This is a genomic window from Amycolatopsis sp. CA-211722 (assembly GCF_056828465.1).
In genome coordinates, this window is record NZ_CP184752.1 from 8,593,190 (window position 1) to 8,606,832 (window position 13,643).

The 13,643-nt window shown below is 69.6% G+C and carries 18 protein-coding genes; 10 read left to right on the forward strand and 8 right to left on the reverse strand.

Going from position 1 to position 13,643, the window contains the following annotated elements; all coding sequences use genetic code 11:
* Positions 1-6: 6 nt before the first annotated feature.
* Positions 7-393, forward strand: a complete 387-nt coding sequence (locus ACOCEP_RS39385) for a PPOX class F420-dependent oxidoreductase (RefSeq protein WP_465418794.1) — start codon at positions 7-9, stop codon at positions 391-393.
* Positions 394-579: 186 nt separating this feature from the next.
* On the opposite strand, the gene ACOCEP_RS39390 is transcribed toward ACOCEP_RS39385, so the two are convergent.
* The 3 genes from ACOCEP_RS39390 to hisH form a co-directional block, all read right to left on the reverse strand.
* Positions 580-927 carry a DUF1330 domain-containing protein gene (locus tag ACOCEP_RS39390; RefSeq protein ID WP_482335026.1) on the reverse strand — a complete coding sequence of 116 codons (348 nt, stop codon included), beginning with the start codon at positions 925-927 and terminating at the stop codon, positions 580-582.
* 79 nt (positions 928-1,006) lie between these two features.
* Positions 1,007-1,744 carry a bifunctional 1-(5-phosphoribosyl)-5-((5-phosphoribosylamino)methylideneamino)imidazole-4-carboxamide isomerase/phosphoribosylanthranilate isomerase PriA gene (priA, locus tag ACOCEP_RS39395; protein ID WP_465437553.1) on the reverse strand — a complete coding sequence of 246 codons (738 nt, stop codon included), beginning with the start codon at positions 1,742-1,744 and terminating at the stop codon, positions 1,007-1,009.
* Positions 1,745-1,753: 9 nt separating this feature from the next.
* Positions 1,754-2,377, reverse strand: coding sequence for an imidazole glycerol phosphate synthase subunit HisH (gene hisH, locus ACOCEP_RS39400; protein WP_482339904.1), 624 nt, complete (start codon positions 2,375-2,377; stop codon positions 1,754-1,756).
* 136 nt (positions 2,378-2,513) lie between these two features.
* Between hisH and ACOCEP_RS39405 the strand changes: the two genes are divergently transcribed.
* The 6 genes from ACOCEP_RS39405 to ACOCEP_RS39430 all read left to right on the forward strand — a co-directional run bounded on the left by ACOCEP_RS39405 (position 2,514) and on the right by ACOCEP_RS39430 (position 6,393).
* Positions 2,514-2,693, forward strand: a complete 180-nt coding sequence (locus tag ACOCEP_RS39405; protein WP_038510342.1) for a hypothetical protein — start codon at positions 2,514-2,516, stop codon at positions 2,691-2,693.
* A 72-nt stretch (positions 2,694-2,765) separates the two neighbouring features.
* On the forward strand, positions 2,766-3,938 hold the full coding sequence (locus ACOCEP_RS39410; RefSeq protein WP_482335027.1) for an acyl-CoA dehydrogenase family protein: 1,173 nt from the start codon (positions 2,766-2,768) through the stop codon (positions 3,936-3,938).
* 85 nt (positions 3,939-4,023) lie between these two features.
* Positions 4,024-4,359: an ArsR/SmtB family transcription factor gene (locus ACOCEP_RS39415; RefSeq protein ID WP_482335028.1), complete on the forward strand. Its 336-nt coding sequence runs from the start codon at positions 4,024-4,026 to the stop codon at positions 4,357-4,359.
* Between the two features lie 11 nt (positions 4,360-4,370).
* Positions 4,371-4,871 carry an SRPBCC family protein gene (locus ACOCEP_RS39420; protein ID WP_482335029.1) on the forward strand — a complete coding sequence of 167 codons (501 nt, stop codon included), beginning with the start codon at positions 4,371-4,373 and terminating at the stop codon, positions 4,869-4,871.
* Positions 4,872-4,883: 12 nt separating this feature from the next.
* Complete coding sequence (locus ACOCEP_RS39425; protein ID WP_482335030.1) at positions 4,884-5,684, forward strand: alpha/beta fold hydrolase; 801 nt, start codon at positions 4,884-4,886, stop codon at positions 5,682-5,684.
* A 40-nt stretch (positions 5,685-5,724) separates the two neighbouring features.
* On the forward strand, positions 5,725-6,393 hold the full coding sequence (locus tag ACOCEP_RS39430; protein WP_482335031.1) for an NIPSNAP family protein: 669 nt from the start codon (positions 5,725-5,727) through the stop codon (positions 6,391-6,393).
* On the opposite strand, the gene ACOCEP_RS39435 is transcribed toward ACOCEP_RS39430, so the two are convergent.
* The 3 genes from ACOCEP_RS39435 to ACOCEP_RS39445 all read right to left on the reverse strand — a co-directional run bounded on the left by ACOCEP_RS39435 (position 6,379) and on the right by ACOCEP_RS39445 (position 8,497).
* Positions 6,379-6,807: an NUDIX hydrolase gene (locus ACOCEP_RS39435; RefSeq protein WP_482335032.1), complete on the reverse strand. Its 429-nt coding sequence runs from the start codon at positions 6,805-6,807 to the stop codon at positions 6,379-6,381. The two genes, ACOCEP_RS39430 and ACOCEP_RS39435, sit on opposite strands and share 15 nt — an antisense overlap.
* 102 nt (positions 6,808-6,909) lie before the next feature.
* Positions 6,910-7,800: a transketolase family protein gene (locus ACOCEP_RS39440; RefSeq protein WP_482335033.1), complete on the reverse strand. Its 891-nt coding sequence runs from the start codon at positions 7,798-7,800 to the stop codon at positions 6,910-6,912.
* Positions 7,801-7,804: 4 nt separating this feature from the next.
* Positions 7,805-8,497 (reverse strand): transketolase, encoded by a 693-nt coding sequence (locus tag ACOCEP_RS39445; protein ID WP_482335034.1) that lies wholly within the window; start codon positions 8,495-8,497, stop codon positions 7,805-7,807.
* Between the two features lie 52 nt (positions 8,498-8,549).
* On the opposite strand from ACOCEP_RS39445, the gene soxR reads away from it, so the two are divergent.
* Both soxR and ACOCEP_RS39455 read left to right on the forward strand, forming a co-directional pair.
* The gene (gene soxR, locus ACOCEP_RS39450) at positions 8,550-9,011 is read left to right on the forward strand and encodes a redox-sensitive transcriptional activator SoxR (RefSeq protein ID WP_016335982.1); all 462 of its coding nucleotides are present in this window, start codon (positions 8,550-8,552) and stop codon (positions 9,009-9,011) included.
* 46 nt (positions 9,012-9,057) lie between these two features.
* Entirely contained in the window at positions 9,058-9,606 is a 549-nt protein-coding gene (locus ACOCEP_RS39455; protein WP_482335035.1) for an RNA 2'-phosphotransferase, read from the forward strand.
* On the opposite strand, the gene ACOCEP_RS39460 is transcribed toward ACOCEP_RS39455, so the two are convergent.
* Together ACOCEP_RS39460 and ACOCEP_RS39465 are read right to left on the reverse strand one after the other, a co-directional pair.
* Positions 9,603-10,475 carry a hypothetical protein gene (locus ACOCEP_RS39460; protein ID WP_482335036.1) on the reverse strand — a complete coding sequence of 291 codons (873 nt, stop codon included), beginning with the start codon at positions 10,473-10,475 and terminating at the stop codon, positions 9,603-9,605. The genes ACOCEP_RS39455 and ACOCEP_RS39460 overlap by 4 nt on opposite strands.
* Before the next feature lie 46 nt (positions 10,476-10,521).
* Positions 10,522-11,091, reverse strand: a complete 570-nt coding sequence (locus ACOCEP_RS39465) for a TetR/AcrR family transcriptional regulator (RefSeq protein ID WP_482335037.1) — start codon at positions 11,089-11,091, stop codon at positions 10,522-10,524.
* A gap of 160 nt (positions 11,092-11,251) precedes the next feature.
* Here ACOCEP_RS39465 and ACOCEP_RS39470 point away from each other — a divergent pair, with 160 nt between their 5' ends.
* Positions 11,252-13,432, forward strand: coding sequence for an MMPL family transporter (locus ACOCEP_RS39470; RefSeq protein WP_482335038.1), 2,181 nt, complete (start codon positions 11,252-11,254; stop codon positions 13,430-13,432).
* Positions 13,433-13,643 lie beyond the last annotated feature (211 nt).

Genomic DNA, 13,643 nt, shown 5'->3' on the forward strand with positions numbered 1-13,643 from the left:
CTCCACATGGGATCGGAGTTCGAGCGGATCGCCGCCGAGAAGTACGTCGTCCTGACCACCTTCCGCAAGAACGGCACCCCGGTGCCGACGCCGGTCTGGGCGGCGGGCGACGGCGGCGAGCTGGTGCTCTGGTCCGAGCGGAAGGCGGGCAAGGTCAAGCGCATCCGCAACAGCGGCCGCGTCGAGGTCCAGGCCTGCGATTTCCGCGGCGCCAAGACCCATGGTGACGTCGTCGCGGGTGAGGCTCGGCTGCTGGACCTCGACGGGACCGAACGCGTGCGCAAGGTGATCGCACGGAAGTACGGGATCACCGGGCGGGTCACGATGTTCTTCAGCAGGCTGCGGGGGCCGAAGGACCGGACCGTGGGGATCGCGATCAAGCTGGCGGAGTGACCCGGGGGGCCGATGCTCATGTCGCGAAAGCCACTTTCGGGACATCAGACGTCGCGAAAGTGGCTTTCGCGACGTGCCACCGGCCGCCGAACCGCCTACCCCCACTGACGTTGCGAAAGCCACTTTCGCAACGTTGAAGGTTGCGAAAGTGGCTTTCGCGGCACCCCTCGGCCGGAACCGGCTCACTCAGGCCGCCTGCAGCGCCCGCAGGCCGGCCGCCAGCGCCGCCGAATCGTGGTCCGGCCCGCACCCCTCCACCAGGATCAGATCGCCCGGGATGTGGTCCGCCCGCAGGTGCAGGATCTCCTGGTAGGCGGCCGACGCGTACCACTCGCGGGCCACGTCGAGGCTCGGGAACTCGATGAGCACGAGCGCCCCCGGCCACTCCCCTTCGACGACGTGGACCCCGGCTCCGTGCACGAGGAACTTGCCGCCGAAGGGATCGAGCGTGGCCTGGATCCGTTCCATGTACTCGAAGACCTCTTCGGCCAGCACGGCGGCGGGGCGAAGGTGGGCGAGTCCGTAGGCGGTCATGATGTCCTCCAGGTTTCGTTGTCCTGGAAGGAATCCTGACCGAGCCGGCGCGTGGCGTCGATTACCCGGGAGGTAAAGCTCAGAACTCCGCGACGGCCGCGAGCGCCTCGGGCAGCGTGAACGCGCCGGCGTAGAGCGCCTTGCCGACGATGGAGCCTTCGACACCGTCGCGGGCGAGCGCCGCCAGCGCGCGGAGATCGTCCACACTGGACACACCGCCGGAGGCGATCACCGGCGCGTCGGTACGGGCGGCGACCTCGCGGAGCAGGTCGATGTTCGGCCCCTGGAGGGTGCCGTCCTTGCTCACGTCGGTGACGACGTAGCGCTGCGCGCCGTCGCGGTCGAGCCGGTCGAGGACCTCCCAGAGGTCACCGCCGTCCTGCGTCCAGCCGCGGGCGGACAGCCGGTGCCCGGCCTCGGTGATCCGCACGTCCAGCCCGATGGCGACGCGGTCGCCGTAGGAGGACACGACCTTCGCGGTCCACTCCGGGTCCTCCAGCGCCGCCGTGCCGAGGTTGACCCGGCGGGCGCCGGTGGCCAGCGCGGCCTCCAGCGAGGCGTCGTCGCGGATGCCACCGGACAGCTCCACCTGGACGTCGAGCCTCGCCACCACGTCGGCGAGCAGTTCCCGGTTGGACCCCTTGCCGAACGCGGCGTCGAGGTCCACCAGATGGATCCACTCCGCCCCGTCACGCTGCCAGGCCAGCGCCGCCTCCAGCGGGCTGCCATAGGAGGTTTCGGTGCCGGCCTCGCCCTGGACGAGTCGCACGGCCTGGCCATCGGCCACATCAACGGCGGGAAGGAGCGTGAAAGTCACGCGCCCACTCTAAGACAGGGTGTGCAGCCAGTTGCGCAGCAGGTGCGCCCCGGCGTCCCCGGACTTCTCGGGGTGGAACTGGGTCGCCCAGAGCGGCCCGTTCTCGACGGCGGCGACGAAATCCTGGCCGTGGTTCGCCCAGGTCACCTTGGGCTGCTGCCCGGCGAGGCCGGAGTCCAGCTCCCAGGTCCGCGCGGCGTAGGAGTGCACGAAGTAGAACCGCGTGTCCGCGTCGAGCCCGGCGAACAGCGACGAGTCCTCGGGCGCGCGGACGGTGTTCCACCCCATGTGGGGGAGGACGTCGGCCTCCAGCCGGTCGACCGTGCCCGGCCACTCCCCCGCGCCCTCGGCCTCCACGCCGTGCTCGACCCCGCGTTCGAACAGGATCTGCATGCCGACGCAGATGCCCAGCACGGGACGGCCGCCGGCGAGACGCTTGCCGATGATCTTCTCGCCCGACACCGATCGCAGCCCCTCCATGCAGGCGGAGAAGGCGCCGACTCCGGGGACGACCAGGCCGTCGGCCTCGAGCGCGGCATGCGGGTCGGCGGTGACCTCGACGTCGGCGCCGGCGCGCTGGACGGCACGTTCGGCGGACCGGAGGTTGCCGGACCCGTAGTCCAGGATCACCACGCGAGGAGTAGCCACGCACACCAGGCTAGCGGACCGGGTTTTTCCCGGATTCCCTGTTTCGACCTTCACTCTTCTGGGTAATAGCGACTCCGAGTGAAAGGCCGGCGCAGGACCGCCCTGCACTTATGGAGGAACGATGCAGGACGCCGACGACCTGACCCGCCTGCTCAGCGCGTGGCGCGAGGACATCGACAGCGTGCCTTTCCCTACCTTCGCGGAGCTGCTGATCCCGGCGCAGAAGCGGCGCTCCGCCCCCGCCCGGACGGCCACAGCATCGGTTCAAGTGACGAAGACCACCGGATGGCGGGATCGCTGACACTCGACTCCGGTCACGTGTGTGGTTTTCTTCTTGGGAAGACGCCCCACCGAGCCGACCAGGAGTGACCGCATGAGCAGCAGCCCGGATCCGCGCGACTTCCTCGATCTCGACGCCGAGCTCACCGCCGAGGACCGGGCCATGCGCGACGCCGTGCGCGCCTACGCGCAGGACCAGCTCCTGCCGAACGTGGCGGAGTGGTACGAGACGGGCGCCCTGCCCGCCGCCGAGCTCGCCAAGGGGTTCGGGCAGCTCGGACTGCTCGGCATGCACCTGGAGGGTTACGGCTGCGCCGGGACCAGTGCCGTCGCCTACGGCATCGCCTGCCGGGAACTTGAGGCCGTCGACTCCGGCTTGCGCAGCTTCGTCTCGGTGCAGGGTTCGCTGGCGATGTACGCGATCCACAACTGGGGCACCGAGGAGCACAAGCAGGAGTGGCTGCCCCGGATGGCCGCCGGTGAGGCGCTCGGCTGCTTCGGCCTGACCGAACCGGACGCCGGCAGCGACCCCGGCAGCATGCGCACCCGCGCGGTGCGCGACGGCTCGGACTGGGTGCTGAGCGGCACGAAGATGTGGATCACCAACGGAACCGTCGCCGATGTCGCGGTCGTCTGGGCGCAGACCGACGAAGGCGTGCGCGGTTTCGTCGTCCCCACGAACACGCCGGGTTTCACCGCGAACGAGGTCAAGCACAAGCTGTCGCTGCGGGCCTCGCTGACCGCGGAACTCGTGCTCGACGGCGTCCGCCTGCCGGATTCGGCGGCGTTCCCCGAGGTCAGGGGCCTGCGCGGACCGTTGTCCTGCCTGAACGAGGCGCGCTACGGGATCCTGTTCGGCGTCGTCGGCGCCGCTCGCTCCTGCTACGAATCCGCGCTGGAGTACACGCTGAGCCGGGAACAGTTCGGCAAACCGCTGGCCGGGTTCCAGCTCACCCAGCGCAAGCTCGCCGATCTCGTGGTCGAGGTCAACCGCGCCGGGCTGGTCGCGCTGCGGATCGGACGGCTCAAGGACGCCGGGACGCTGCACCACAACCACGTCAGCTTCGGCAAGCTCGCGAACGTCCGCTCCGCGCTGGAAGTCGCCAGGACCGCTCGCGCCATGCTCGGCGCCAACGGGATCTCGCTGGAGTACCCGGTGATGCGGCACATGTCGAACCTGGAAACCGTGCTGACCTACGAAGGCACCGAAGAGATGCACGCGCTCTCGATCGGGCAGTCGGTCACCGGGCTCGCCGCCTTCCGCTGATTTTCCCGGACCACCGGCCGAGGGCCGCCGTCCGCTCTCGTATATCTCCTTGCGTGTATATATGCCTTGATGTATGTTGGCTGCCATGACCGCTACCGTGCAGCAGCGACTGGCGGCGATCTCGGAGCCGAACCGGTTCCGGATCGTCGAGTTGCTCAGACAGGGACCGCAGCCGGTCGGCGCCATCGTCGACGCGCTCGGCCTCGGTCAGCCGCAGGTGTCCCGGCACCTCCGGCTGCTCGCGGAGGCAGGCGTGGTCGAGGCGACCAAGCGGGCCCAGCAGCGGATCTACCGGCTGCACCCGGAAGCGATGCAGTTGATCAGCGACTGGGTGCGCGGTTTCGCGACACTATGGGCCGGACGGATGGATCGTCTCGGCTCGCTTCTCGACGACGACCGACCGTTCGAACCGAACCCGTGAGGAGGCCGGCCGTGCCCGACGGCATCGAGATCGACAGGGCGAACAACACCGTCCACATCAGCCGCACCTACGCCGCGGGCGTCGATCGTGCCTGGTGGGCGTGGACCGACGCCGAAGCGATCCGGCGGTGGTGGGGCCCGCACGGCTGGGCGGCCACCGTCTACGAGATGGACGTGCGCCCTGGCGGCCGCTGGCGATTCCAGATCGCGCCGGAGGACGGCTCGGCGGACGCGGTACGCAGTGTCGCCACCTACACCGTGGTCGAACCGTGTGCCGAACTGGCCTACGAAGACACGTTCGCCGACGAGGCATGGCGGCCCGACGGCACCGACACCTTTCCCACCAAGGTCACCTTCGCCGACGCGGCCAACGGCTGCACCGTCGAAGTACGCGCGGTCTTCTCCGACGGCGCGGCACTGCAGCGCGCGGTCGAACAGCACATGGCCGCCGGCTACGCCGAAGCGCTCGAACGGCTCGACGGCGTTGTGACCACCCCGAACGACTTCACCTGAGGAGCATCGATCATGGACACCATCACCTCGACCGACGGCACCACCATCGCCTACGAAAAGACCGGTTCCGGTCCCGCGATCATCGTGGTCAGCAACGTCGCGGAGGACCACACCTCCGTCGAAGGCCTCGTCACGGCGCTGGCCAAGGACTTCACCGTGCTCACCTTCGATCGCCGGGGCCGTGGCGCCAGCGGCGACCCGCAGCCCTACGATCCGGCGCGCGAGATCGAGGACATTTCGGCGCTGATCGACGTCCTCGGCGGCTCCGCGGCCCTCACCTCCGGATCCGGCGGATGCGGGATCGTCCTGGACGCGGCGAGCGCGCTGGGCGAGAAGGTCAGCGGCCTCTACCTCTACGAGCCCCCCTTCATCGTCGATGGCTCCCGGCCGCCGGTTCCCGCCGACTCCGTCGAGCACATGGAAGCGCTCGTCGCGGAGGGCAAGCGCGGCGAGGCCGGCGAGTACTTCATGAGCGAGGTGGTCGGCGTCCCCGCCGAATACATCCCGATGATCACGCAGGACCCGTCCTGGGAGAAGACGAAGTCCTATGCCCACACCTACGCCTACGACGGCCGGATCTGGCGCGGTCTCCAGGACGGCACGCCGCTGCCCACCGACCGCTGGAGCATCGACGCGCCGATCGCCGTCGCCGTCGGCGGCAACGGTGAGGCGTTCATGCGCGTCGGCGCCGAGGCGCTGGCCGCGATCCTGCCGAACGTCAGCGTGCTGACCCTGGAAGACCACGACCACAGCGCGTTCTGGATGGCGCCCGAACCCGTCGCCGGACAGATCCGCGAGTTCCTGCTCGGCTGACGGCCGGAAACTGTCGGTGCGGGCCTCTAGGGTCCCGCGCATGACCGATTCCCCCGGGTTCCAGTCCGTCGTCGAGCTGCGCCGGTACACCCTGCACCCCGGCCGCCGGGACGAGCTGATCGAGCTCTTCGAGCGCGAGTTCGTGGAGCCGCAGGAAGCCTGCGGCATGCGCTTGCTCGGCCTGTTCCGCGAGCCGGCGGAGCCGGACAAGTTCGTGTGGCTGCGCGGTTTCCGGGACATGGAGTCCAGGCGTGCCGCGCTCGAATCGTTCTACACCGGGCCCGTGTGGCGGGCGCACGGGCCCGCGGCGAACGAGACGATGATCGACGCCTCCGACGTCCTCCTGCTGCGCCCGTCCGGGCCGGGGCTCCCCGCGTCCGGCGGCGCCGGGGATTCCCGGACGCTGGTCACGGTGTGCCATCCGATCGGCCCTGTCGAGGAGTTCTCCGAGTACTTCGGGGAGAAGGTGGCGCCCGCCCTGCGGGAAGGCGGCGTGGAGACGTTCGGCCATTTCGAAACGGAGCCCGCGGAGAACACCTTCCCCCGGCTGCCCGTGCGGGAGGGCGAGACGGTGTTCGTCTGGTTCTCCAAGGTCGCCGGCGAGCACCGCGAGCTCATCGCCCGGACAGGCGCCGAACTCGCGAGCCACCTCGAACGTCCTTGGGATCAGCGGGAATTGACGCCGACCGCGCGGTCAGCCCTGCGCTGAAAGGAGGTCCGCGAGTCCGTCCGGGTACAGGATCGCCTTGCCACCGGCCACGTCGGCCAGCGGCAGCCAGTGCACGCGCGCGCCGTCGTCGAGCACCACACCGACCTCGTCGCGTTCGTAGAACGTCTTGTCCGCCAGCTCCGCGGTGAACAGGAAGACGATCTCGTGCCCCGGCCTGCCTTCGTAGGTGAACACGTTCTCCAGTACGGCGATCTGCTCGACCGAGGTCAGCTCCGCCGCGAGTTCCTCTCGGAATTCGCGGCGCAGTGCTTCGGCGGCGGTCTCGCCGAACTCGATCCCGCCGCCGAGCGGGCGGTGATAGGTCACCCCTTCGGCGTGGTCCCGGCCTTCGAACACCAGAAGGTCTCCACCGCGGCGGACGACCCCGAGCGCGAGCGGACGGATCTTCGTCATCCTGGTGACGCTAGCGTCCTGCGCCGGAAATGCGTAGGCCTTCTCGGCGGCCCGGCCTCCCGCTTCCACCGAATAAGGCCCACGAATTTCCGGCACAGCACGCTAGCGGAGGAATTCCTTGACGGACAAGGTGATCGAACCGGCGTCGAGGCCGTGCGCGAGATCGTGATCGGCCATTTCGCCGTAGATCCGCACTTCCGCGTCGCGCCGGACGCCGAGGGAGAGCAGCCGGTGCGGCGTTTCGGACAAGGCGTCCGTCACCGCGTGCGCCGATGTGCCCGCGAGGTACGGCTCGACCAGCACGACGTCGGTGGTCCCGGCGGCGTCGACGGCCGCGCGCAGCCCGGCGGCGTCGAACGGCCGGACGGTCGAGGTGTAGAGCACGGTGACGTCGAGATCGGCGGTCGCCTCCAGCGTCCGGTCGAGCATCGGCCCGACGGCCACCACCACGCCTCGCCCGCCTTCGCGCAGCGTTTGCAGGCCCGCGCCCAGATGCGGTTTCCCGTTCTCCTGCGCGGAAAGCCGGAGATAGACGCGTCCGTCGCCCGGGATGGACTCGAGCAGCAGCCGCCTCGCCTCTTCGGGATGTCCTGGCACGTGCACGGTCCAGCCCGGCAGCGTGTCGATGAGGGCGACGTCCCCGGGCGCCTGGTGTGTCCGCCCGGCGGTCGGCATGTCGTAGGACGCGCCTGAGGAGACCAGTACGGCCCCGACGTCCTGGTGCCCGAGGTCGAGTTTGACCTGCTCGAACGCCCGCTCCACGAGGAACGACGAGAAGGTGTGGACGATCGGGCGCATCCCGGCCAGCGCGAGGCCGCCCGCGGTGCTCATCATCAATTGTTCGCGGATGCCGACGTTGAGCACCCGGTCGGGGTGTTTCCGCGCGGCGAAGGCGAGTTGCGCCGCGGAGATGTCGGCGAGCACGACGGCGACGTTCGGGTCGGTGTCGAGCGCATCGGCGGCGGCTTCGAGGAACGTTTCGCGCATGTTCACGGGCTCAGGCCTTTCGCTCGACGGTCGCGACCACGGCGAGCGGCCGGTCCGGATGAGGGGTGGTGAGGGCTTCGTGGAGCGCGTCGTGATCGCGGCCGTCGACGGTGCGGGTCGTCCAGCCTTCGACCTCGAACCGGCGTGCGATCCCGCCGGGCCAGCCGTGCGTGGCCGAGGAGTTGTCGACGACGACGGCGGTCAGCTGCGGCATGCCGATCCGGCCGGCGACCGCGATGGCCTCTTGGTTCGAGCCCTCGTCGAGCTCCGCGTCGCCGACGAGGGTGACGACCTTGGCCTCACGGAATCCCTTGGCGCGCAGGCCGAACACGGTGCCGATGGCCAGCGGGAGGCCGTGCCCGAGCGAACCGCTGGAGATCTCGGCCACCGGCAGCCTCGCCCGGTCCGGATGGTGGCCGAGCCGGGACTCGGCCGAGGTCCAGTCGGCGAGTTCTTCCTCGTGGATGAAGCCCTTCTTCGCCAGCACCGCGTAGTAGGCCATCGGCCCGTGGCCCTTCGACAGCAGGAAGCGGTCGCGGCCCGGAGCACGGACGTTCTCCGGGGTGATGTCGAGCACACGGTCGTAGAGCACCCACAGGACGTCCACAGTGGACTCCGCGGCGGCCTGATGCTTCTCGTCGCCGGTCATCAACGAGATCAGCCTCGGCAGATCCTCGTAGCCGGTCTTGGTGTCGGTGGTCATGAACCGAGGTTGCAACCTCGACTTAGGTCGAAGTCAAGGCTAGCCTGGCGACGTGACGAGATTGGCTGAACACCTGAGCATCGGGCAGGTCGCCGACCGCAGCGGCGTGCCCCATACGGCTTTGCGTTTCTACGAGGACAAGGGCTTGATCAGTTCCGAGCGCTCGGCGGGCAACCAGCGCCGGTATTCGCGCTCGGTACTGCGCCGGATCGCCTTCATCCGCGCCGCGCAGCGGGTCGGGCTCAGCCTGGACGACATCAGCTCGGCACTGGAGACCCTGCCCAAGGACCACGCCCCCACCAAGGCCGACTGGGCCCGTCTTTCGCGAGGCTGGCAGGACGAGCTCGACGCGCGGATCGACGCGTTGCAGCGCCTGCGCGACAGGCTGACCGGGTGCGTCGGCTGCGGTTGCCTGTCCCTGCGCAGCTGCGGGCTCTACAACGCCGACGACCAGATGTCCCGCTTCGGCCCCGGCGCGGGGAAACTGCGCCCGGCTTCCGAGGGCGGCATCTGAATTCCGTTGCCACGCGGGTGCCGGATATGCGTCACTGTGACTCGAAATGGACAAGAAACACCTCATCCGGGTCTCGAAACGACTCTCCCGGCATCTGCGCCACGCACCCGGCGACATCGGCGTCACTCTCACCCCGGACGGCTGGGTCGCCGTCGACACCCTCCTGGCGGCCCTGCGCCGCAACGGTTTGCCGCTCACCCGCGCCGAACTCGACGAAGTGGTCGAGAGCAACGACAAACGGCGTTTCGCCTTCGACGAGGACGGGCTGCGGATCCGCGCCAGCCAGGGCCACAGTGTCGACGTCGATCTCGCGCTGCCGGCGGCGATCCCGCCGGACGTGCTCTACCACGGCACGGTTTCCCGGTTCCTCGACACGATCATGGGTGAGGGGCTCCGGCCGATGAAGCGGCATGCCGTCCACCTTTCGGCGACCGTGGACACCGCGAAGGCCGTCGGGGCGCGGCGCGGTGTCCCGGTGCTGCTCGCCGTCGACGCACGGGAGATGACCGCCGCCGGGCACGAATTCCAGGTGAGCGCCAACGGCGTCTGGCTCACCGCCGCCGTTCCGCCGGAGTTCCTGCGGCGGCTCCCCTAGACGAGGCCGTTGGCCCGCAGCAGGCCCAGCGTGCCCACGGTGAACATCCCGTTCCACTCCAGCGCGGCGGCCGGCGAATAGCTGGTGTAGTCGACCCGCCAGCCCCCGTCTTCGTGCTGCCCGCCCGCCACCCGTCGCAGGTCCGCTTCGATGACGCCGGGACGGAAGAGCTTCCGTGCCGGGCCGCCGGGTTCCGGGGCGAAATCGAGCGGGCGCATGGCCTCGCCCTCGATCCCGCCGCCGACGGCGACCACGCCGTCGTCCGGGACGAACCGGCCGAGCTTCTCGACCAGACGCGTGTCGCCCAAGGCGTCCACCAGCTTCATCGCGAAGGCGAGCACGAGCGCGTGCGGTGCCGCGTCGAGCTTCTCGATCTCCTGCAGGCAATAACCCGTGGCCTTCGCCAGCCAGGGATGCGCGGCTACCACGGGATCGTGCGCCGCGACCCGGTGCGCGGTCACCGCGACGATCGCGGTGATCTGCAGCGACGAGACCGCCGGATCCGCGTTCGCCCAGAACGGCGCGCTGCCGACGGGATCCGGCATCGGCAACGCGAACGGGATCCCGCCGTCGGGCAGGGAGATCGAGGCGAGCCAGTCGCAGAGTTCGGCCGCGCGCGGACTTGTCGACTTGCCGACGTCGGCGAAGACCTCGAAGGCGTGCAAGGCGCCGCCGGGCTGGCTGGTCACCGAACGGCAGTCGGGTTCGAGCCCGTGGCCGTAGCCGCCGTCGGGATTGCGGTACGCCTCCAGCGCGGCCAGGGCCGCCGCCGGATCACCGTCGCGGAAGAGGACGTCGAAGCGCCGCCTGTCGAGCAGCCGGGCCCGGGTGGCCATGAACGTGGCCGCCGCGTTCAGATCGATGGTCATGCCGACAGGGTCGCGCGGATCGCGGTGCCTGTCTTGAACACATCGGTCACGAACGGCGGCGCGGACGGTTGTAGAGCTTGCGCCCGACGGCCAAGAGCGTTTCGCGCAGCGTCTCGTCGTCGAGCGAGGCGACCTCGGGCGAGCCGCCGGCGACGGCGATCCCCGCCAGCAGTACCTGCGCGGTGACGATCGCGGTGAGATCCGGATCCGGGCCGACCAGGATCTCCAGCAGGCGGTTCTTGAAACTGTCCGAGCTGTGCACGGACTTCTCGATCGCGCGGGCGATGCCGGGGTCGCTGGAGAACAGGGCGACCAGCGAACGGTGCCGCACCACGAGATCGACGAAACCGTCCAGCAGGTGGTCGATCTGCGCGCCCCTGGTGCGCTGGGCGCGGGCGTCGTCGACGATGCCTTCCAGCTCGCGCAGCACGGGCTCGGCGACGGATTCGGTGATCTCCGCCTTCGTCTTGAAGTGGTAGTAGACGGCGGCCTTCGTGACGCCGAGGGCGTCCGCGATCATCTGCAGCGAGGTGCCTTCCACGCCGTGTTCGGTGAACAACCGCAACGCCGTGCCCAGTAGTCGCGTGCGGGTGTCCTCCGCCTGGACGACGTCCATGTTCCCTCCTCGTTCAGCCGTCGGAGATTACGTCAAGCGTGCCCGCGTGGCCAAACGAGTACTAGCCGTGCGGCTAGTCACACACTTGCCGATCGGCTTGTAGGCCCCTAGCCGATCGGCTAGCTTGGAATGAACCTGAACGAGTGAACGGGAGACTTTCGTGGCCAGCTTCCTGTACCGCCTGGGCCGGTTCTCGTTCCGGCGCCGGGCCCTGGTGACGGCGGTGTGGGCCGCCGTGCTGGTGGCCCTCGGCGCGGGCGCGCTGACCCTGTCCGGCCAGCTTTCGAACTCGGTGACCATCCCCGGCACCGAATCGCAGAAGGCGATCGACCAGCTCGCCGACCGGTTCCCGGAAGCCGCCGCGGGTGGCGCGACGGCACGCGTCGTCATCTCGACACCCGGCGACATCACCGACGAGGCCGGGCGGGCGGCGATCACGGGACTCGTCACCGGGCTCAAGGACGCGCCGAAGGTCGCCGGCGTGGTCGACCCGCTGCAGATGCAGGCGATCTCCCCCGACAAGCACGTCGCGCTGGCGCAGGTCAGCTATCGCGTGCCGGGCTTCGAACTCACCGACGCCGACCGCGACGGACTGATGGCCGCCGCGGATTCCGCCAGGGCCGCCGGGTACACCGTGGAATTCGGTGGTGACGCCGTCCAGGCGATGCCCGCCACGAACGCCACCGAAGGCCTCGGCGTCGCCGTCGCCGCGGTCGTCCTGATCATCACCTTCGGCTCGCTGCTCGCGGCCGGGATCCCGCTGCTGACCGCGCTCATCGGCGTCGGCATCGGCATGGCGGGGATCACCACGGCGTCCGGTTTCCTCGAACTGAACACGAACACGCCGGTACTCGCGCTGATGATCGGCCTCGCCGTCGGCATCGACTACGCGCTCTTCATCGTTTCCCGCTACCGGCACGAACTGACGATCGGGCGTGATCCCGAGGAAGCCGCCGGACGCGCCACCGGCACGGCGGGCTCCGCGGTGGTGTTCGCGGGACTGACCGTGATCATCGCGCTGGCGGGCCTGACCGTCGTCGGCATCCCGTTCCTCGGCGAGATGGGGATCGCCGCGGCGATCACCGTCGCCATCGCGGTCGTCATCGCGCTCACCCTGCTTCCCGCGGTGCTCGGGTTCGCGGGCGGCAAACTGGCGGGCGGCAAGATCCGCTTGCGCCGCAAGGAAAGCACGACGACGCACGGCGAGCGCTGGGCGCGTTTCGTGGCCCGTCGCCGGATCCCGGTGCTGATCGCCGCGATCGCCGGTCTCGCGATCGTCGCCATCCCGGCCGCGAGCATGCAGCTAGGCCTGCCGAACGACAGCACCGCCGCGCCGGACTCCACCCAGCGCAAGGCCTACGACACCGTCGCCCGCAGCTTCGGCGAAGGCGCCAACGGCCCGCTGGTGGCCGTCGTCGACCTCAGCGGCAGCACCGACCGGCAAGCGGCGCTCCAGCAGGCGGCCGCGGGTATCGGCGGCCTCCCCGAACGCCCGATCGTCACACCGCCGAAGACCAACCGAAGCGGTGACCTGGCGCTGCTGACCGTCATCCCGAAGAGCGGCCCGAGCAGCACCGCGACCGAAGACCTGGTCAGCGACATCCGCGGCCTGAACGCGAGCCTCGGCACGGCCACCGGCGCGTCGCTGGCGGTGACCGGCCAGACCGCGGCCAACATCGACGTCTCGGAGAAACTCGCCGACGCGATGCTGCCGTATCTCGCGTTGATCGTCGGGCTCGCGTTCCTGCTGCTGATGCTGGTGTTCCGATCGATCGTCGTCCCGCTGAAGGCGACGCTGGGCTTCCTCGGTTCGGTGGTCGCGACGTTCGGCGCCGTGGTGGCCGTGTTCCAGTGGGGCTGGCTCACCGATCTGCTCGGCGTGAAGACGACCGGGCCGATCATGAGCATGCTGCCGATCCTGCTGATCGGTGTGCTGTTCGGGCTCGCGATGGACTACCAGGTGTTCCTGGTGACGCGGATGCGGGAGGAATACGTCCACGGCGCCGACCCGCAGCAGGCGATGGTGACCGGTTTCCGGCACGGCTCCCGCGTCGTGGTCGCCGCCGCACTGATCATGATCAGCGTGTTCGCCGGGTTCGTCCTCGCGGAATCGTCGCTGATCCAGTCGATCGGGTTCGCGCTGGCCTTCGGGGTGCTCGTCGACGCGTTCGTGATCCGGATGACCATCGTGCCGGCGCTGATGTCGCTGCTCGGCCGCGGTGCCTGGTGGCTGCCGAAGTGGCTGGATCGGGTGCTGCCCGACGTCGACGTCGAAGGCGAGAAGCTCGCGAAGCAGCTGGACGCGCCTGATGAGCGGGAGCTGGTCGACGCCTCGAAGTAGGTGCCGTCCCCGCACAAGTACGTGAAGGCCCCCTTCACTGCGTCTAGCGCAGTGAAGGGGGCCTTCACGTACTCGGCAAGGTGTGAAGGTCGAGTTTCCTCGGCTGAGCCGAGGGAAGGGGGCCTTCACGCGCAGCGGTTGTGACTGCTGATGCGCATGGGGGCAACTGTGCCATGGGAGCGAGACAGCCGGAGCTCCGCCGGCGTTGCGA

Bases quoted from the DNA above. Each gene is read 5' to 3' on its own strand.
- ACOCEP_RS39390 (WP_482335026.1), bottom strand. From the start codon at position 927: ATGACCGCCTACGGACTCGCCCACCTTCGCCCCGCCGCCGTGCTGGCC.
- ACOCEP_RS39430 (WP_482335031.1), top strand. From the start codon at position 5,725: ATGACCGATTCCCCCGGGTTCCAGTCCGTCGTCGAGCTGCGCCGGTAC.
- ACOCEP_RS39465 (WP_482335037.1), bottom strand. From the start codon at position 11,091: ATGGACGTCGTCCAGGCGGAGGACACCCGCACGCGACTACTGGGCACG.
- ACOCEP_RS39425 (WP_482335030.1), top strand. From the start codon at position 4,884: ATGGACACCATCACCTCGACCGACGGCACCACCATCGCCTACGAAAAG.
- ACOCEP_RS39460 (WP_482335036.1), bottom strand. From the start codon at position 10,475: ATGACCATCGATCTGAACGCGGCGGCCACGTTCATGGCCACCCGGGCC.
- ACOCEP_RS39405 (WP_038510342.1), top strand. From the start codon at position 2,514: ATGCAGGACGCCGACGACCTGACCCGCCTGCTCAGCGCGTGGCGCGAG.
- ACOCEP_RS39385 (WP_465418794.1), top strand. From the start codon at position 7: ATGGGATCGGAGTTCGAGCGGATCGCCGCCGAGAAGTACGTCGTCCTG.
- ACOCEP_RS39415 (WP_482335028.1), top strand. From the start codon at position 4,024: ATGACCGCTACCGTGCAGCAGCGACTGGCGGCGATCTCGGAGCCGAAC.
- ACOCEP_RS39455 (WP_482335035.1), top strand. From the start codon at position 9,058: ATGGACAAGAAACACCTCATCCGGGTCTCGAAACGACTCTCCCGGCAT.
- ACOCEP_RS39410 (WP_482335027.1), top strand. From the start codon at position 2,766: ATGAGCAGCAGCCCGGATCCGCGCGACTTCCTCGATCTCGACGCCGAG.
- ACOCEP_RS39445 (WP_482335034.1), bottom strand. From the start codon at position 8,497: ATGACCACCGACACCAAGACCGGCTACGAGGATCTGCCGAGGCTGATC.
- ACOCEP_RS39435 (WP_482335032.1), bottom strand. From the start codon at position 6,807: ATGACGAAGATCCGTCCGCTCGCGCTCGGGGTCGTCCGCCGCGGTGGA.